We start from the raw sequence: 16,422 nt of genomic DNA, 5'->3' as shown, positions 1-16,422 counted from the left end.
ACAGACGTCTCAGAATGCGACCGATGTCTGTAGATAGACGGTACGCGGCTGCCCCAGGTATTTGCCCTTGTTGTTGTCGTCAAAGGAGCGGGTGTAATACTCGGTATTGAAGATATTCTTCACCCCGACCGCTACTTTCAGGTTGGACAGTTGCGGACCAAAGTCATAAGCCGCACGACTGTTCCAAGTCATGTAGCCAGGGATACGGCCGTTGCTACCATCGGCGCTCTCCTCCACCGTATTGGCATTATCGGCGTACTGGCTGGATTGGAAGGCGCTGTCCAGATCCAGGCGCCAGGCATTGTGGGTGTAGCCTACGCCCAGCGTACCCTTGTGTTTGGACGAGAACGGTACACGGTTACCCTTGTTTGGCCCCTCTTCACGAATGGTGGCATCCACGTAGGCGTAGGTTGCGTAGACATCGAATCCGGCCAGGTTCGGGCTTAGGCCTTCCAGCTGATAAGCCACGCTGGCCTCAAGACCGCGGTGGCGTGTTTTACCACGGGCGATAACCGTATCCAGCGTCTGACTGCTGTCGTACTGGTTATCAAAATTGATAAGAAAGGCTCCCAACTCCGCCTTCAAGGTCCCGTTATCGTAACGAGTACCCACTTCCCAGGTGCGTGCCTTTTCCGGCTTTACTTCACCGGCAGCAACCCGGTTCGGCATCTGGCTGTACTGGACCGAACCAAACGAGCCCTCTGTGTTGGCATACAGGTTCCAGGCATCGGTTACGTGATACATCACGTTCAGCGCGGGCAGCGAGGCGTGGTAGTCACCTTTATAAGGCGTATTGTTGAGCTTGTTGACCTGCTCGGAATCGATCAGCTCGTAGCGAATACCTGGGGTGAACGTCCATTTGCCGATGTCGATACGGTCATCGATATAGAACGCATTGGCCTCGGTACTGCCGCGGGTGTCGCGATCGTTGCGGCTGGACGTGGATGGCCGCTCCGTGGAGGTTATCGGTACTCGATATCGCAGCTCGTGACTGGCCTCGTTGACATAGCGGTAGCCGATGCCCACCTCATGCCAGCTTTCGCCTAGGGAAAAGCCCTGGGAGAACCGGGTTTCCACTCCACGCACCCAATACTCGCGGGGCGATAGCGACTGGAATGTACCTTGATCCAGATAACCGCTGCGTAGGGTCTTGGTGAAGAACGTATTCACCGTGAACTTCCGCGCGTCTTCTTCATACTGATACCCCAGGCCAACCAGGGTACGACGGCCCCAAAATTTATCCAGGGGACGTGTGGACTGGTACGGGTTGCTGTCGAAATCGGCAACTGACAGGCCACCCGGCATCTCTGCCTCGCCCTCGTAGTACTGGCCGATCGCCGTAAAGCTGTTGGCGTCATCGAGCTGGTATTTACCCTTGAGGATCAGATCATCAATCTGCGTATCACTGTGCTCACGGTAGTCACCGCCCCGTACGCCTGAATACAGCAAGGCGCCACCCAGACCGTTTTCCCCCGTACCACCAATGAGCAGGTTGCCACTGGTCTTGATACCGTCATGACTTGAAGACGGGCTGAGTTCGTTCTGAATGCCGCCCTTGACGGTAAAGTCGTCAGGAATGGCACGGGTCACGAAATTGACGATACCGCCCACGTTCTGCGGGCCATAGCGGACTGCACCACCACCGCGCACCACATCGACTGCATCCATGTTGCCCATGGAAATGGGTGCAAAGGACAACTGTGGCTGGCCATAGGGTGCAAACGGGACCGGGATGCCATCCATCAACACCGTCGAACGGGATGCGAGACGCGGATTGAGGCCTCGGATACCAAAGTTGAGTGCCATGTCATGGCTGCCGGTTCCGTTGTTTTCCGGCGCATTCACACCGGGAATTCGGTTGAGCACTTCACGCGCCGTGGAAGCGCCGACCCGCTCGAACTCATCGCGGCGGATCACATCCCGCGCCCCTGGGTGCTCGAATACATCCTGCTGCTGCGCATCACCCAGCCAGTCACCTACCACGGTCAGGGTTTCCAGGTTGGCTGCTGTCCCCTCGTCGTTAGTGGCGGATGCCGGAACAGCAACGGGTTGCAGGCTATAGCCACCCTTCTGCGCGACGGCCTCAAGCCCACTCCCCTCCAACAGATGGTTCAACCCTTCGGAAATACCGAATTCACCCTCCAGCCCTTGAGTGGTGCGGTTCGTCGTCAGATCGGGACTGAACGCCACCATGATATTCGCCGTCTGGCCGAACTGGTTGAGGGCGGCCTCCAGCGGACCGGGGGCAATATGAAACGTTCGGCTCACCTCAGCCTGAGCAACCGTTTGCGCCGTTGCCATCAGCGGCACGCTGCCGAGAAGCACAGCTGTACCGAACACGACATGGCGAAGCGCCCGGCTTAAAGGGGTCAACGTAAATGTAGAGGAAGACATGAGATCAGCCTGCAGTAAGGGTATCTGCCTTACTTGTCACGCAAGAAGTGGAAAAGGCTCACCGCTGACTGAAAATATTCAACTCACGCTGTGCGAGGCTGAATGCTGATCCAGTAGCGCGTCCGCCGCTGGATGCGCACCGGCTGGGTAACTTCCAGCATGGCCAGGATGGCTTCTATATCCTTGAGTGGATACGTTCCTGAAACCAACAGACCCGCGACGTGCTCGTCGCACTTCAGCCAACCGGGCTGATAGCGAGATAGCTCCTGGATGAACTGCCCAAGCGGCATATGGGCTGCCACCAGTAGACCGTCACGCCAGGCATCCAGACCACTATCGAGCGCTACTACCTTACCCAGATGGTGCGCGCTAAAGCGTACCTGTTGCCCTGCCGTCAGGGTCGTGGATAGATCCGGCCGCTCGGCACAACGCACCTGAACGCTGCCAGCAAAAACACTTAACCGGCAGCCATCGTCGAACTTGCGAAGATTGAAACGCCCCTGAGTTGTCGAGACCATGCCTGCCTGGCTCTGTACCGCAAATGGCAGGGCTGAATAGGCAGCGTGTAACAGTATCTCGCCACGAATCAGCATGAGCTGACGCTGCGTAGCCGTGATGCTGACATTCACAGCACTGTCGGTATTCAAATCAAGGCGGCTGCCATCGGTCAGGGTAACCGTTCGCTGCTCCCCAATCCGGGTGTGGTAGTCCGCCAACCAGGGCTCGGCACGCTCCTTTAAGAGCCAGGCGGCCGGGCCCAGGAGGACAAACACCCCCATGAGCTTCAGCGCCTCGCGGCGACTGCATGCGGGCTTGCTCAATACAGCCTGACGTGCAGCCCTTGAAGGCAACCCCTGCAGCCGCTGGTTGATGATCTCGATCCGTTGCCAGGCACGTTCGTGCTCAGGGTCAGCGGCCCGCCATTGTTGCCAGGCACGATGCTCCTCCTCGCCTGCCCCCGCCTGCAGCTCTACCAGCCACTGCACGGCCTGCTCGGCGATCCGGGGAGAGATGGGCGCTGTCACGCCATGCACTCCGAGAAATAACATTGCTGAGCGGCCTTGGCGATGTACCGTTTGACGGTTGCCAGCGAAACACCGAGATGTGCGGCGATATCGGCGTATGGCATTCCGTCCAGCTGTGCCAACAGAAAAGCTTGTTTGACCGGTTCAGCCAATCCATCCAGTACGCGAGCCAGCTCCAGAAGCGTTTCCAGAGCGATAGCACGAACTTCCTCACTGGGAACCTCCTGCTCAGGCAAGGCCGCCAACGCATCCAGGTAGGCCCGCTCGATATCCTGACGTCGGTAATGATTGAATAGGACACGCTTGGCAACAGTAATGAGAAAAGCCCGAGGTTCAGCAAGCCGGCCCAGCTCCTGACTTCCCAGGAGGCGAATGAACGTATCGTGGGTCAAGTCATCTGCACTATCGGAGCACGCCAGACGCCGGCGCAACCATCCAAATACCCAAGAGCGATGCTCATGATAGAGCTGGCCGAGATCCCCCTGCGGTGAAGTACTGCTGGCGTGCACACCGATATCCTTGCGCTAGAATCCTAGGTATTCACTTAATGATAATTGTTCTCATTATATGCAAACCTGGATGATTACAACAAGGGTTAAGCTCAGTTTGCCACTATACAGATGGGCTGGTATTACATAAAACGTTAGCGTCAGCGGACACTACTCCTCAATGCGTACGATGTTGCGGCAATCTGGAAAGGCGCTGCAGCCCCAGAAATAGGCGCCAGCATTGCTTCCTTGCCTGGCCTTGCGCATGACCATGGGCGAGCCGCATTTCGAGCATATCGGAAACGCTGCCTCGCTCGCCGCCTCCCCTTTGCTGGAGCGCCGGGCTGCTGTGCGTTTGCGCGAGGTCAAGGCCCCGCCCTTCTGTAAGACAGCCATGATCTCTTCCCGCACCTGCGCAGTCGAATAAGCCCCTTGTACCGGAATCTGGATAAGCGGCAAGGCAATCGCCCGACAGACGCCCACCACAAAGAGGTCCCGTGCCTGCCGATCAGGCCGCTGGTGGGAGCTGTCATCCAGCTCGATAACCGCCACGAACGACAGGTCATCGCGGTTGCAGAGGACGTAGTCGAAATGTTTGGCGCTGATCTTGTTGAAGGCTCTGTACCAGCTCTTTTGGTCCCGAATGGCTTTCACGCTAGCCACATCTGCAATGCGGACCTTGCCAAAGATGCGGTAGTCCTCACCAATCGCCTCATCGAGTACGGTTAAAAAGGCGCGTTCAGCAGGTGTAAACAGCGCTTCGTTAAGCACATAGGGAAACGCTCGCTGGGTATCACGCGAACGCAGCGCGATGACGATACAAAGAAAAACAACGACGCCAAGCCCGACATAAAGCCAGGGATGCGCTGACAACAGATGAACCATGAGATGACCAACAGCAGGAAAGGCGAATAAAAACAGATGCGTTATACGCCGGCAGCCTATAACGATGCGGTGTTCAGGATGAGTGATAGTACAGGCAAGCTGATGAACTCTTGCGCTTCCATCGGCTCAACAGGGATCAGCTAAGGGCTCAGCGCTTGCCAGCAGACTCGTATGCGGCCTTGAGAAGACTGCGCAGCCGAAAGCTTTCCGCCATTTTTATGAAAAAGGCCAGAATCCAGACGATGAGCGGCAATCCGTACTGCTGAGTACCGCGAGCGAACTCAACACACATGGCGATGGTACCGAAGAGTGCCAGAATGAGCGCAAGCACGAACAGCGCGACCGACTTACCATCATGTGCAGGAAGATCACCCACATGAGAGGCATTTGCCCGAGGCTCTTTCACCGTCAACTCCAGAAAACAATAAACCTTCGAATAGCTTAGCCTGAACAGGGTATCAGGGTAGCACATCCAGAAGCTAGCGCTCACAGATCATAAGGACGTGTCGCTCGTACAGGTCCGGCAAGCGCTCGAGAACGGCTTCCCGTCCCAACATGGATGACTCGGCAACAACCTGCTCCAGCAGATCCAACGTCAGCCATTCGAGCGCAAGGGTTGCCAGCGGCTCATAACTGAGGTGCCAAGGCTCTTCATACATACCGCCCCGGTATTCCCGATAAGGTCGAAAAAAGCCGAACTGTTCGATGTGCGCATCGAGCCAGAGATGCAGCTTATGAAACACACCGCCGGGCTGCGTCTCCTCAGGCAGCAGCTGAACGACATACCCTGGCGGAGCCTGGGTCAGGTCAACCACATCGATTTCGGTGCCCCAGTGATGGCGGCTTGCGCCTGGCAGAGCTGACCAATTCAGAATGCAGTCGATGCGCTCATCCACGGCAAGAGCAGACTGATCACGCACTTGGCCGTTGCGGTCATACAACGGCTTTTCACCGGCAAACTTACGGTTCCAGATTCTGAGCTGCGTCTTGTAGTCACGAAAGGCACTGAATGGATGCAAGGTAAATCCATCCCGCCGTGCAGCCTCCTGCATTGCCTTGAACGGCGCATAGACCTCACGATGGATCGCATAGCGTGGGTTATCGATCTGCAACAGATGCGTTCGCGCCCTGCCTGTCAGCTCCCATTCGTCAAGCATTGCCCGCTCCCGTATACGTCTTGATCAATCCAGAAAGATCATGTCATCCAATCGTTTCGAATCCACCCACCGTTTCGCTGCGTTGCTACAAAGCGCACCTCTCTTGGGTGACACTTCCCAAATGGCATACCAGGCCGTATGCATATCAATCAGTTTCAAGATGCCATCACCATTTCGCACCAAAGCAGTGCAATCTCCTGCTCTCTTAGGGAATTACGCACATTTTAAGTGCAGGATAGTGAATAAAGGCTGCCTTATTCTTCCCGGACGAGACGCCTAGCCTACTCTGTGTTTATGGACATGACCTCAATATAGTGGCAGTTGGTTCGGTTATTGCTGCGAACAGCCCGTCATCTGCAGCGCGACCTCTGGTACGCACTCTATTGCAATTATCCGTATTAGGACGACCCATGAAAAAGAAATGGCTGACCCTCTCCGCAATTGCGCTGTGCCTTTCCGCGGGCTCTGCGCTGGCGAAGGACATCAAGGAGATTCGTTTCGGTGTAGACACCACCTATCCTCCTTTCGAATACAAGGCACCGGATGGAAGCTTTGCAGGATTCGATGTAGAACTGGGCAATGCCATTTGTGAAAAGCTGGCGGTGAAATGCCGCTGGATCGTCAGCGACTTCGACGGACTGATCCCAGGCCTGCGGGCACGCAAGTTTGACGGCATCCTGTCCTCGCTGACCGTAACGCCTCAGCGAGCCGAGCAGATCGACTTCACAGACCGCATGTGGTCAGGCAACTCGTCCATGATTATGAAGAAAGGTGCCAATCTAGAGCCTACGGCCGAGTCACTCAAGGGTAAGGTCGTTGGTGTTCAGCAGGGCACCATTCAGGAAAACTTTGCCAAGACCAAGCTAGCCACTGCCGGCGTGAAGGTACAGAGCTACCAGGACCAGGATCAGGTTTATGCTGACCTGACCTCGGGCCGCATCGATGTATCCATGCAGGACATGTTGCAGGCCGAAGGAGATTTCATGAAATCTCCTCAAGGCAAGGATTATGTCAACCAGTCGATTCGTGACGAGCTGCTGCCTGCCGATACCGCCATTGGCGTACGCAAGGGCAACGACGAAATGAAGGCCCTGCTGAACAAGGGAATCGCGGCCATCCATGCCGACGGCACCTACGAGAAGATTCAGAAAAAGTACTTTGGCGATCTGGATATCTATAACAACAAGTAAGATCCGCCTTAACGTCAGCGCCTCCCGCTTGTGGAGGCGTTGGCATTTCAAGACCTATAAGAACAGCGCGATCAAACATGCCGCAGACTTCGTTCGACACCTTTCTTGAAAACCTGGGGTTGGGCGCCTTCGCACTCCACGGTTACGGTCCTTTACTGCTGGAAGGCACCTGGATGACCATGAAGCTGGCTGTCCTGTCGCTGGTGGTGTCAGTCATCCTGGGCCTGCTCGGCGCCACGGCCAAACTATCCCCCATCAAGGCCTTTCGCCTGCCGGCCGCCCTGTATACCACGCTGATCCGGGGAGTCCCTGATCTCGTACTCATGCTTCTGATCTTTTACAGCCTGCAGAGCTGGCTGGGCGAGTTCACCGATTACATGGATTGGGACTATATCGAAATTGATCCGCTTTCCGCCGGGGTACTGACCCTGGGTTTCATTTATGGCGCGTACTTCACCGAAACATTTCGTGGGGCGATCCTGGCGGTGCCGCGAGGGCAAGTCGAGGCCGCCACCGCATATGGCATGACACGTACGCAGACCTTTTTTAGGATTACCTTCCCGCAAATGATGCGCTTTGCCCTACCTGGCATCGGTAATAACTGGCAGGTGCTGCTCAAGGCCACGGCGCTAGTCTCCATCATCGGCCTGAGCGATATCGTCACCGCGACTCAGGAAGCCGGCAAGACCACCTACAAGATGTTCTACTTCCTGATCCTGGGCGGCGTGATCTATCTGCTGATTACCGCACTGACCAACCAGGTTCTGAACTGGCTGGAACGTCGTTATTCTGCGGGTGTTCGGGAGGCTGTACGATGATCGAAATCCTGCAGGAGTACTGGCGCGCCTTCCTCTGGACGGATGGTTATGGTTTGTCGGGTCTTGCGATGACCCTGTGGTTGCTGACGGCCTCGATCGCCATCGGCTTCGTGGCATCGCTTCCGCTTTCCGTTGCGCGACTATCGCGCCACCGTCTCATTCGCTGGCCGATACAGTTCTATACGTATGTGTTCCGAGGCACTCCGCTCTATCTCCAGTTGCTGATCTGCTATACCGGGATCTACAGCATCGAAGCTGTACGCTCCCAGCCACTGATGAACGAGTTCTTCAGGGATGCACTGAATTGCACCATTCTGGCTTTTGCTCTCAACACCTGCGCCTATACCACCGAGATCTTTGCAGGTGCGATCCGCAATATTCCCCATGGTGAGATCGAGGCAGCCAAGGCCTACGGCCTGACAGGCTGGCGGATGTACATTCACGTCATCATGCCGTCTGCGCTACGCCGCGCTCTTCCCTACTACAGCAACGAAGTCATTCTGATGCTGCATTCCACGACGCTGGCGTTCACGGCTACCGTGCCGGATATTCTCAAGGTCGCTCGTGATGCCAACACTGCGACATTCCTGACTTTTCAATCCTTTGGTATTGCGGCGATTCTGTACCTCATCCTGTCCTTCACGCTCATTGGCCTGTTTCGCCTGGCCGAGCGTCGCTGGTTGGCCTTTCTTGGCCCGGCCCGCTGACCCTTCATGCAGGATGCCACGACCCGCAGGGATGCGGGCTGATTCATTAGGAGTTACCTCATGCGTCACGCCACACACGACCTGATTTCTCCGGTGCCCGGCACCGATCGCAAGATCCACAGCTTTCATTTCGGACCGCAGGACAGCGGCCGCAAGATCTACATCCAGTCCTCGCTGCATGCTGACGAGCTGCCCGGCATGCTGGTCGCCTGGAAACTCAAGAATCAACTCCGCACGCTTGAAGACGCAGGCCGTTTGAAGGCCGAGATTGTGCTGGTTCCGGTCGCCAACCCTATCGGGCAGGATCAGCAGGTCATGGATATTCACCTGGGCCGCTATGAGCTGGAATCCGGGCAGAACTTCAACCGTCGCTTCTTGGACATGACCAGCAAGGTCATTGCTGAAATCGAAGGCACCCTGACCGACGACCCCGCACAAAATCAGGCGTTGGTGCGCAAGGCCTTCAAGGCAACACTTGAGCGTGAGACCGCGAATAATCAGCTAACGTCTCAGCGGCTGGTTCAACAGCGACTGGCCTGTGACGCTGAGATGGTGCTCGACCTGCACTGCGATTTCGATGCGGTAGAGCATCTCTACACCACGCCGGAAGCCTGGGATCAGGTAGAGCCCCTGGCCCGTTACCTGGGCTCCAAGGCCAGCCTGCTGGCCACCGACTCTGGCGGTCAGTCATTTGATGAGTGCTTTACGCTTCTGTGGTGGAAGCTGAATCAGCAGTTCGGTGAACGCATTCCCATGGGCAGCTTTTCCGTCACGATCGAGCTGCGAGGCCAAATGGATGTGTCCCATGATCTGGCTGAACAGGATGCCCAAGCCATTCTCGACTACCTGACCCACTACGGCGTCATCTCCGGCGAGGCGCCTGCACTGCCGGAGCTGCCGTTCCCTGCCACGCCGCTGGCGGCCGTAGAGCCGATTGAAAGCCCTATAGGGGGTGTTCTGGTCCTGATGGCAAAACCAGGCGATGTAATCGAAGCCGGACAGGTCATCGCCGAAGTGATCGACCCGATTGCCGACCGGGTAGAGCCTATCCGCAGCTCGGTGTCAGGTGTCCTGTATGCCTGTGCCAACCGCCGTATGGCCACAGCCGGCATGGCGGTCGCACGCGTGGCAGGCACCGAAGCCTATCGCAGCGGCTACCTGCTTTCGCCGTAAGGCTCGTTTCTGGCACACGGCGAGCCCGCGCAGACGAGCCGCCTTGTGGCCGTGCTCCGATGTCTGGAGCACGGCCGTTTGATTGGAACAAGGACTTCATATGTACAAGCTGACCGTCGAAGGGCTGCATAAGCGTTACGGCGATATCGAAGTGCTCAAGGGTGTCTCGTTACAGGCCCGGACGGGCGATGTAATCAGCCTGATCGGTGCCAGTGGCTCGGGCAAGAGTACCTTTCTGCGGTGCCTCAACTTTCTCGAAATGCCGGATGCCGGTGTCATGACGCTGGATGGGAATCCCATTCGCCTGGAGCGGCACGGGAATGGGCTGCGCGTAGCGGATCAGGCTCAACTGCAACGCTTGCGCACCCGGCTGGCCATGGTGTTCCAACACTTCAACCTGTGGAGCCATATGACCGTACTGGAAAACATTACCCTGGCACCTCGCCGCGTACTTGGCCTGGGCAAGCAGGAAGCCGAAGCGCGCGCTCGCGCTTACCTTGACAAGGTAGGTCTTCCTCAACGCGCCGCCGATCAGTATCCATCGTTTCTCTCAGGCGGCCAGCAGCAGCGTGTAGCCATTGCACGAGCCCTGGCCATGGAACCGGAAGTCATGCTGTTCGACGAACCCACGTCTGCACTCGATCCAGAATTGGTAGGCGAAGTGCTCAAGGTCATCCAGGCGCTGGCCGAGGAAGGCCGTACCATGCTGATGGTGACGCACGAGATGGGCTTTGCGCGACAGGTGTCCTCACAGGTTGTGTTTTTGCACCAAGGCCGCGTCGAAGAAGCGGGGGCACCCTCTGAGGTACTGGTCAAGCCACAAAGCGAACGCCTGAAGCAGTTCTTGAGCGGCAATCTGAAATAGATCCTATGTCCTTGAGTGGCGGCTTTCTCTCTGCCGCTCAAGGATGTCAAAAAGGGAACCTGCCTACCGCTTGATACTCCGAAGCATAAGCATGACGGAGTCCATCAGTTGCCTGACGATATGATTTCTTCCCCCCGCCTGGGTGCCGCCTGGTTCGCTCAACGTGGCTGGTCGCCCTTCCCTTTTCAGGATGAAGTCTGGCGCGCGGTCGAGCATGGCGAGTCGGGCCTGCTTCATGCGACCACCGGATCCGGCAAAACCTACGCCGTATGGCTCGCGGCACTCAACAGCTTTGCCAAGGACAAACCGCTAACGGCCAAGGGTGAACCCAGCAAACGCAAGCAGGCGGCAGAGCCACTGAGCGTACTGTGGCTGACCCCTATGCGAGCCCTGGCCGCAGACACAAAGCGTGCATTGGAAGCCCCGGTCAATGATCTGGAACTCAACTGGACGGTCGGCCTGCGCACAGGCGATACCAGCAGTGCTGAGCGGGCCCGGCAGAGCCGCCGTCAGCCTACCGCGCTAGTCACCACGCCGGAAAGCCTCTCGTTGATGCTCAGCCGTGAAGACAGCCGCGAGATTTTTTCCAGCCTGCGCATGATCGTGGTTGATGAGTGGCATGAGCTGCTGGGTAACAAACGTGGCACACAAGTCCAGCTGGCCCTTGCACGGCTGCGCCAGTGGAACCCAGCACTGGTGATCTGGGGGTTGTCGGCCACGCTGGGTAATCTTCCCCATGCGCAGGAAGTGCTGTTGGCGGGTCATCCAGGCCGGCTGGTTCAGGGCAAGCTAGCCAAAGACCTTCTGGTAGACACGCTGTTGCCCAAGCGAGGTGTGGAGCGTTTTCCCTGGGCTGGGCACCTGGGAGTACGAATGGTGCCCCACGTTGCAGACGAGATCGAGCACAGCGCAACCACGCTTATATTTACGAACACCCGCGCGCAGGCCGAAATCTGGTATCAGGCACTGCTTGAGGCCCGTCCCGAGTGGGCGGGACTGATTGCCCTGCACCATGGTTCTCTGGACCGCGAAGTGCGTGACTGGGTTGAACTGGGACTCAAGGAAGGCAAACTCCGGGCCGTAATCTGCACCTCCAGCCTGGACCTGGGTGTAGATTTTCTGCCAGTGGAGCGCGTACTACAGGTGGGCTCGCCCAAAGGCGTTGCACGTCTGCTGCAGCGCGCCGGGCGAAGCGGCCATGCCCCAGGACGTCCCTCCCGCGTCACGCTGGTGCCTACGCATAGCCTGGAACTGGTCGAGGCGGCAGCGGCCCAGAAAGCCGTGGCCGCCCGGCGAATCGAATCCCGCAGCGCGCCGCCCAAGCCATTGGATGTACTGGTACAACACCTCGTCACCATTGCGTTGGGCGGCGGTTTCGATCCGCAGGCCTTGCTCAAGGAGGTCCGTACAGCCTGGGCTTATAGCGAACTGACGGACGAGGAATGGGCATGGTCCCTGGCCTTTGTTCGTCACGGCGGTCACTCGCTTACGGCCTATCCCGACTACCGCCGTGTAGAGCCGGATGAGCACGGTATCTGGCGCGTACCGGACCGCCAACTGGCCCGCCGGCATCGCATGGGTATTGGCACCATTGTCAGCGAGTCGGCCCTACGGGTGCAGTTCTGGACCAAGGGCGGCGGTGGCGGCAAGTTGGGCAGCATTGAGGAGGGTTTTATCGCCCGCCTGAAGCCCGGTGATCATTTTCTGTTTGCTGGCCGCGTGCTGGAGCTGGTGCGTGTGGAAAACATGACAGTGTATGTACGACGGGCCAGCAGCAAGAAAGCGGCCATTCCACGGTGGAGCGGAATGCGTATGCCGCTGTCGGACGAGATGGCCGAAGCCGTCATTGATGAGCTTACCGAGGCGGATCAGGCGCGGTTCGCTTCTCCCGAAATGCAACTGGTCAAACCGCTGCTGGAGGTCCAGAAGCAGTGGTCTGCCCTGCCGACCCGCAATCATTTGCTGGGGGAAACGATGAAATCCCGAGAGGGCTGGCACCTGTTTCTCTATCCGTTTGCAGGACGACATGCACACCTGGGCTTGGCGAGCCTTCTGGCCTGGCGCATCGCCCAGAAACGACCGATCAGCTTTTCCATTGCCATCAATGATTACGGCTTTGAGCTGCTGTCGCCTAGCAAGGTGAACTGGGAAGAGGAGCTGAACGCCGAGCTGTTTTCCACCGCGACGCTTCTTGCCGATGTCATTGCCAGTCTGAACGCCAGTGAACTGGCGCAGCGACGGTTCCGCGAAATCGCCCGCATCTCAGGGCTTATCTTTACCGGCTACCCGGGCGCGCAAAAAAGTACCCGGCAGCTACAGGCCAGCAGCAGTCTTTTTTTCCAGGTGTTCCAGCAATACGACCCTGAGAACTTGCTGCTTACCCAGGCTGAGCAGGAAGTACTGCGCCAGGAGTTGGATGTACGAAGGCTGGAAAAAGCCCTGAATCGCATGCAGACACTTGAACTTAACCTGCACGCCATTGAGCGGCCTACTCCCTTCAGCTTTCCGCTTCTGGTTGAGCGTTATCGCGAAAGCATGAGTTCGGAGAAACTGGCGGACCGGATTGCACGTATGGTTCAAGACCTGGAAAACGCCGCCGGACCCGGTGATTACGAGCTGCCCGGCGAAGGAAATGACCTCATGGGATTAGGTGCAGGAGAGTCAGACCTGCCCGCTCGCCGCAAGGGGCGTGCTCCGAGTCAGACCAAAACCGGGCTTCCTCGTACAAAACGGCAAAAGACTGTGTAGCAATTCACGCTTTATCAGCATAAAGGATGAGTGCAATATCACACAATTAATTGACGCGGTAAAATTGACAACTGCTTCATAAGTAGTTGATATGAAAAATCTTTTTAGTGCCTTACTGCTATTGTTGTCGGCCAAGGCGCGTACGCCCGAATGGCAGGAAAGTCCCACGTTGGCCCAGTTGTTCAAGCGAGCCAACCTCAAGGGTACATTCGTGCTTTACGATGTCTCGGCAGATACGTTTACCGGGTATGACCGGACACGTGCAGACACCCGTTTTGTTCCCGATTCCACCTTCAAGATCGTCAACAGCCTGATCGGTCTTTCCACCGCAACCATTCGTAACGTGAGTGAGGTACTGCCCTATGGAGGGCAACCGCAGCCCTTTCCTGAATGGCAGCGTGACCTGGGGTTACGTGATGCGATCAAGGTCTCCAGCGTACCGGTTTATCAGGAGCTTGCACGACGTATCGGCCTTGAACGCATGCAGGACTTTGTGCGCAGGCTCGAATACGGCAATGCGCAGGTAGGCGACAGTGTGGACGATTTCTGGCTGGCCGGACCGCTCAAGATCAGCGCCCTGGAGCAGGTACGTTTTTTGGCACGCTTGGCACAGGAACGCTTGCCTCTGCCCGAAACCGTACAGGCGACGGTACGCGACCTGATTTGTCTGGAGCAGGGAAAAGACTGGACGCTGTACGGTAAAACCGGTTGGGTTCAGAACCAAGACCCTGACCTTGGCTGGTGGGTCGGCTGGATTGAAAAACAGGGGCTGGTCTATACCTTTGCGCTCAATATTGACATGCCCAACCCTCAGGAACGGCACTTGCGCATTGATCTGGGTAGGGATTGCCTCAGATCGCTGGGCATCCTGTAGACGCCGGGCAGCCTGTTGTCTGCCCAAGCTACGCTCCCAGGAACGAGGCTGTTAAAGTGGCAGGCTTTCCGCTGTTCTTGCATGTGCATGCGTACCCATATTCCCGTATCCCTTGCCGGCACTGAGGTGTGGTTGCTGGCTGACAAGGCCGTCTACTGGCCCGAGCAGAAGGCGCTGTTGATTGCCGATATCCATTTTGGCAAGGCAGCTGCCTTTCGTGCCCTTGGGCAGCCAGTACCCCATGGAACCACCGCTACCAACCTGGCTCGCCTGGATGCACTGCTGGAAGCCTACCCGACCGAGCGCCTGTACTTTCTTGGCGACTTCCTGCATGCACCGGAATCCCACGCTCCGACTACGCTCAGTGCGTTGGCGCGATGGCGTAACGCAAACCCATCGCTGCTCATCACCCTGATTCGAGGTAATCATGATCTACGTGCAGGGGACCCGCCCGCCTCGCTCAAGATCAACGTAGTGCCCGAGCCGCTTTTGATCGGTCCATTGGCGTTACAGCATGAGCCGGAATCGCACCCCAGCCACGTTGTGCTGGCGGGCCATATCCATCCGGCGTTCAGTCTGAGCGGCCGGGGGCGCCAGCGTCTGCGCCTGCCCTGCTTCTGTCTGGATAATGATGTGCTGTTGCTGCCGGCCTTTGGTGACTTTACCGGCGGATGGGAGATCAAGGCCCTGCCGGGCCGAAGGATCTTTGTGGTAGGCGATGGTAGGATCTGGCCATTGGGCTGATCCTGGGAACGCTGCTACTGCAGCGTTCAACAGAGGTTCTTCAATCCATTTGGGCAATGCCAGAAATCATGATGCCGTAACGTTCCAACAGCGCTACCGTGGGAGCCTCATAGTCCTGGGGCAAATCGGAACTGTCATAACTGTCGAGCGCCTGGTCCCGTACCAGTTGAGCGGCTTGCTCCATATCCGGTTTCTGTTCGGCTTCAGTTTCCACGACGGACGTGTTGCCATCATTGTTGGTATAGGTAATTTTCCACTTTGGCATCGCGCAAACTCCAGTAGCTTACTGAACTGTATCTTTAGACGCCGGATTGCGCCGCAGTTCTCTACGAAGCGCCTTTACCTGATGGGCTGCCCAAACAGCGCGTCCAGCATATGATCCAGCCCACCTCCCGTCAGCCCCATGCCTGCCAGCGTATTGCGTGCTGTGCTCAGATGGTTCTCGAGCTGCGCCTGTACCGACTCACGGCCCAGCAGCGCGACCAGCGTGGACTTGCCGTCATCCTGATGGGCATCTTTTCCCAGGCCATGTCCGTCCTGCAGGTCATCAAGCAGTTGGAAAGCCAGCCCCAATTCGGTGGCAAAACGATGCATCCCCTCCCGGACCGACGGCTTGGCACTGACGGCCAGAGTCGTCATGTCCAGCGCTGTCGTGAACAGGAGTCCGGTCTTGAGGTGATTGGTACTGTTAATAGCCTCCGCGCTGCGGCTTTTGGCTCCTTCGCGCAGGTCACGGTACTGCCCCCGCACCAGCCCTTGCGAGCCTACAGCGGATGTCAGCATGCACACCATCTGATTACGCAGGACAGGCGCAACACCTGATGTACTGGCGACGACGCAAAAGGCATGGCTAAGCAGCGCTACTGCTCCCAGAACGGCGACATCCTCACCAAACTGCACATGAATGGTAGGCCGACCGCGTCTGAGCGTGGCGTTATCCATGCACGGCATATCATCCAGAAACAGCGAGGCGGCATGCACCATCTCGACCGCGCAGCCCAGATCCAGAATAGCCGGCGCAAAGGCATCCAGATCTTGGGAAGCCAACAGCATGAGCAATGGCCGTATACGCTTGCCGGGCGCTAGGGCACCCTCACGCATGGCGGCTGCGATCAGATCATCATTCTCGACAGGCGGAAGCAGCTCCTCTAGTCGGGTATCGATACGGGCACGCTCTGTTACAAGCTCGAAAGCGCATTCCTTCGGAAGTTTTGGCACTAATACCGTTGCCATGAGTCGAGATACTCCAGCACATGTAAGCGAGCCGACGAATGGTCGACACCAGCGACTCAACAATTTCCCTGATCCGATCTTGCAGATCAGAGCCGCTTGACGTACTCATGACCACAATAGC

General features: G+C 57.3%; 16 protein-coding genes. 8 read left to right on the top strand and 8 right to left on the bottom strand.

The annotated features are described in order from the left end of the window. Positions 1-9: 9 nt before the first annotated feature. The 6 genes from fecA to EAW52_RS08795 form a co-directional block, all read right to left on the bottom strand. Positions 10-2,394 (bottom strand): TonB-dependent Fe(3+) dicitrate receptor FecA, encoded by a 2,385-nt coding sequence (fecA, locus tag EAW52_RS08820; RefSeq protein ID WP_122042143.1) that lies wholly within the window; start codon positions 2,392-2,394, stop codon positions 10-12. Between the two features lie 83 nt (positions 2,395-2,477). Next, a complete protein-coding gene (locus tag EAW52_RS08815) occupies positions 2,478-3,443 on the bottom strand; it encodes a FecR domain-containing protein (protein ID WP_256680766.1) in 966 nt (321 codons plus the stop codon). Continuing rightward, positions 3,416-3,928 (bottom strand): sigma-70 family RNA polymerase sigma factor, encoded by a 513-nt coding sequence (locus EAW52_RS08810; protein WP_122042141.1) that lies wholly within the window; start codon positions 3,926-3,928, stop codon positions 3,416-3,418. The genes EAW52_RS08815 and EAW52_RS08810 overlap by 28 nt, the downstream gene beginning before the upstream one ends. Positions 3,929-4,078: 150 nt before the next feature. Continuing rightward, positions 4,079-4,792 (bottom strand): DUF2726 domain-containing protein, encoded by a 714-nt coding sequence (locus EAW52_RS08805; protein WP_122042140.1) that lies wholly within the window; start codon positions 4,790-4,792, stop codon positions 4,079-4,081. A 148-nt stretch (positions 4,793-4,940) separates the two neighbouring features. Further along, positions 4,941-5,198 (bottom strand): hypothetical protein, encoded by a 258-nt coding sequence (locus EAW52_RS08800; RefSeq protein ID WP_010795005.1) that lies wholly within the window; start codon positions 5,196-5,198, stop codon positions 4,941-4,943. Between the two features lie 73 nt (positions 5,199-5,271). Further along, positions 5,272-5,949 carry a M15 family metallopeptidase gene (locus EAW52_RS08795; RefSeq protein ID WP_122042139.1) on the bottom strand — a complete coding sequence of 226 codons (678 nt, stop codon included), beginning with the start codon at positions 5,947-5,949 and terminating at the stop codon, positions 5,272-5,274. A 410-nt stretch (positions 5,950-6,359) separates the two neighbouring features. Between EAW52_RS08795 and EAW52_RS08790 the strand changes: the two genes are divergently transcribed. The 8 genes from EAW52_RS08790 to pdeM all read left to right on the top strand — a co-directional run bounded on the left by EAW52_RS08790 (position 6,360) and on the right by pdeM (position 15,068). After that, entirely contained in the window at positions 6,360-7,139 is a 780-nt protein-coding gene (locus EAW52_RS08790; RefSeq protein ID WP_010795007.1) for a transporter substrate-binding domain-containing protein, read from the top strand. 77 nt (positions 7,140-7,216) lie between these two features. After that, entirely contained in the window at positions 7,217-7,957 is a 741-nt protein-coding gene (locus EAW52_RS08785; RefSeq protein ID WP_122042138.1) for an ABC transporter permease, read from the top strand. After that, positions 7,954-8,664 (top strand): ABC transporter permease, encoded by a 711-nt coding sequence (locus tag EAW52_RS08780; protein ID WP_122042137.1) that lies wholly within the window; start codon positions 7,954-7,956, stop codon positions 8,662-8,664. Before EAW52_RS08785 ends, EAW52_RS08780 begins: the two co-directional genes overlap by 4 nt. Positions 8,665-8,724: 60 nt before the next feature. Next, positions 8,725-9,837, top strand: a complete 1,113-nt coding sequence (locus EAW52_RS08775) for a succinylglutamate desuccinylase/aspartoacylase family protein (protein ID WP_010795010.1) — start codon at positions 8,725-8,727, stop codon at positions 9,835-9,837. Between the two features lie 100 nt (positions 9,838-9,937). Further along, positions 9,938-10,702 (top strand): ABC transporter ATP-binding protein, encoded by a 765-nt coding sequence (locus EAW52_RS08770; RefSeq protein WP_122042136.1) that lies wholly within the window; start codon positions 9,938-9,940, stop codon positions 10,700-10,702. 120 nt (positions 10,703-10,822) lie between these two features. After that, positions 10,823-13,450, top strand: a complete 2,628-nt coding sequence (locus EAW52_RS08765) for a ligase-associated DNA damage response DEXH box helicase (protein WP_122044754.1) — start codon at positions 10,823-10,825, stop codon at positions 13,448-13,450. A 91-nt stretch (positions 13,451-13,541) separates the two neighbouring features. After that, positions 13,542-14,324, top strand: a complete 783-nt coding sequence (gene blaOXA, locus EAW52_RS08760) for a class D beta-lactamase (protein ID WP_122042135.1) — start codon at positions 13,542-13,544, stop codon at positions 14,322-14,324. A gap of 87 nt (positions 14,325-14,411) precedes the next feature. Beyond that, on the top strand, positions 14,412-15,068 hold the full coding sequence (pdeM, locus tag EAW52_RS08755) for a ligase-associated DNA damage response endonuclease PdeM (RefSeq protein WP_122042134.1): 657 nt from the start codon (positions 14,412-14,414) through the stop codon (positions 15,066-15,068). A gap of 40 nt (positions 15,069-15,108) precedes the next feature. Here pdeM and EAW52_RS08750 read toward each other — a convergent pair whose 3' ends face one another. Together EAW52_RS08750 and EAW52_RS08745 are read right to left on the bottom strand one after the other, a co-directional pair. Beyond that, positions 15,109-15,333: a hypothetical protein gene (locus tag EAW52_RS08750; RefSeq protein WP_010795015.1), complete on the bottom strand. Its 225-nt coding sequence runs from the start codon at positions 15,331-15,333 to the stop codon at positions 15,109-15,111. A 74-nt stretch (positions 15,334-15,407) separates the two neighbouring features. Beyond that, positions 15,408-16,301 carry a polyprenyl synthetase family protein gene (locus EAW52_RS08745; RefSeq protein ID WP_122042133.1) on the bottom strand — a complete coding sequence of 298 codons (894 nt, stop codon included), beginning with the start codon at positions 16,299-16,301 and terminating at the stop codon, positions 15,408-15,410. Between the last annotated feature and the right edge of the window lie 121 nt (positions 16,302-16,422).

Source organism: Pseudomonas sp. LTJR-52 (assembly GCF_003691465.1).
Taxonomy (GTDB): domain Bacteria; phylum Pseudomonadota; class Gammaproteobacteria; order Pseudomonadales; family Pseudomonadaceae; genus Chryseomonas; species Chryseomonas luteola.
This window is presented reverse-complemented; position numbering and strand designations above follow the sequence as displayed.

What these genes read in the sequence shown, in the direction of transcription:
- fecA (WP_122042143.1), bottom strand. Translation starts at nt 2,394, where the DNA reads ATGTCTTCCTCTACATTTACGTTGACCCCTTTAAGCCGGGCGCTTCGC.
- EAW52_RS08805 (WP_122042140.1), bottom strand. Translation starts at nt 4,792, where the DNA reads ATGGTTCATCTGTTGTCAGCGCATCCCTGGCTTTATGTCGGGCTTGGC.
- EAW52_RS08815 (WP_256680766.1), bottom strand. Translation starts at nt 3,443, where the DNA reads ATGTTATTTCTCGGAGTGCATGGCGTGACAGCGCCCATCTCTCCCCGG.
- EAW52_RS08795 (WP_122042139.1), bottom strand. Translation starts at nt 5,949, where the DNA reads ATGCTTGACGAATGGGAGCTGACAGGCAGGGCGCGAACGCATCTGTTG.
- EAW52_RS08745 (WP_122042133.1), bottom strand. Translation starts at nt 16,301, where the DNA reads ATGGCAACGGTATTAGTGCCAAAACTTCCGAAGGAATGCGCTTTCGAG.
- EAW52_RS08785 (WP_122042138.1), top strand. Translation starts at nt 7,217, where the DNA reads ATGCCGCAGACTTCGTTCGACACCTTTCTTGAAAACCTGGGGTTGGGC.
- EAW52_RS08775 (WP_010795010.1), top strand. Translation starts at nt 8,725, where the DNA reads ATGCGTCACGCCACACACGACCTGATTTCTCCGGTGCCCGGCACCGAT.
- blaOXA (WP_122042135.1), top strand. Translation starts at nt 13,542, where the DNA reads ATGAAAAATCTTTTTAGTGCCTTACTGCTATTGTTGTCGGCCAAGGCG.
- EAW52_RS08780 (WP_122042137.1), top strand. Translation starts at nt 7,954, where the DNA reads ATGATCGAAATCCTGCAGGAGTACTGGCGCGCCTTCCTCTGGACGGAT.
- EAW52_RS08790 (WP_010795007.1), top strand. Translation starts at nt 6,360, where the DNA reads ATGAAAAAGAAATGGCTGACCCTCTCCGCAATTGCGCTGTGCCTTTCC.
- EAW52_RS08770 (WP_122042136.1), top strand. Translation starts at nt 9,938, where the DNA reads ATGTACAAGCTGACCGTCGAAGGGCTGCATAAGCGTTACGGCGATATC.
- pdeM (WP_122042134.1), top strand. Translation starts at nt 14,412, where the DNA reads ATGCGTACCCATATTCCCGTATCCCTTGCCGGCACTGAGGTGTGGTTG.
- EAW52_RS08750 (WP_010795015.1), bottom strand. Translation starts at nt 15,333, where the DNA reads ATGCCAAAGTGGAAAATTACCTATACCAACAATGATGGCAACACGTCC.
- EAW52_RS08765 (WP_122044754.1), top strand. Translation starts at nt 10,823, where the DNA reads ATGATTTCTTCCCCCCGCCTGGGTGCCGCCTGGTTCGCTCAACGTGGC.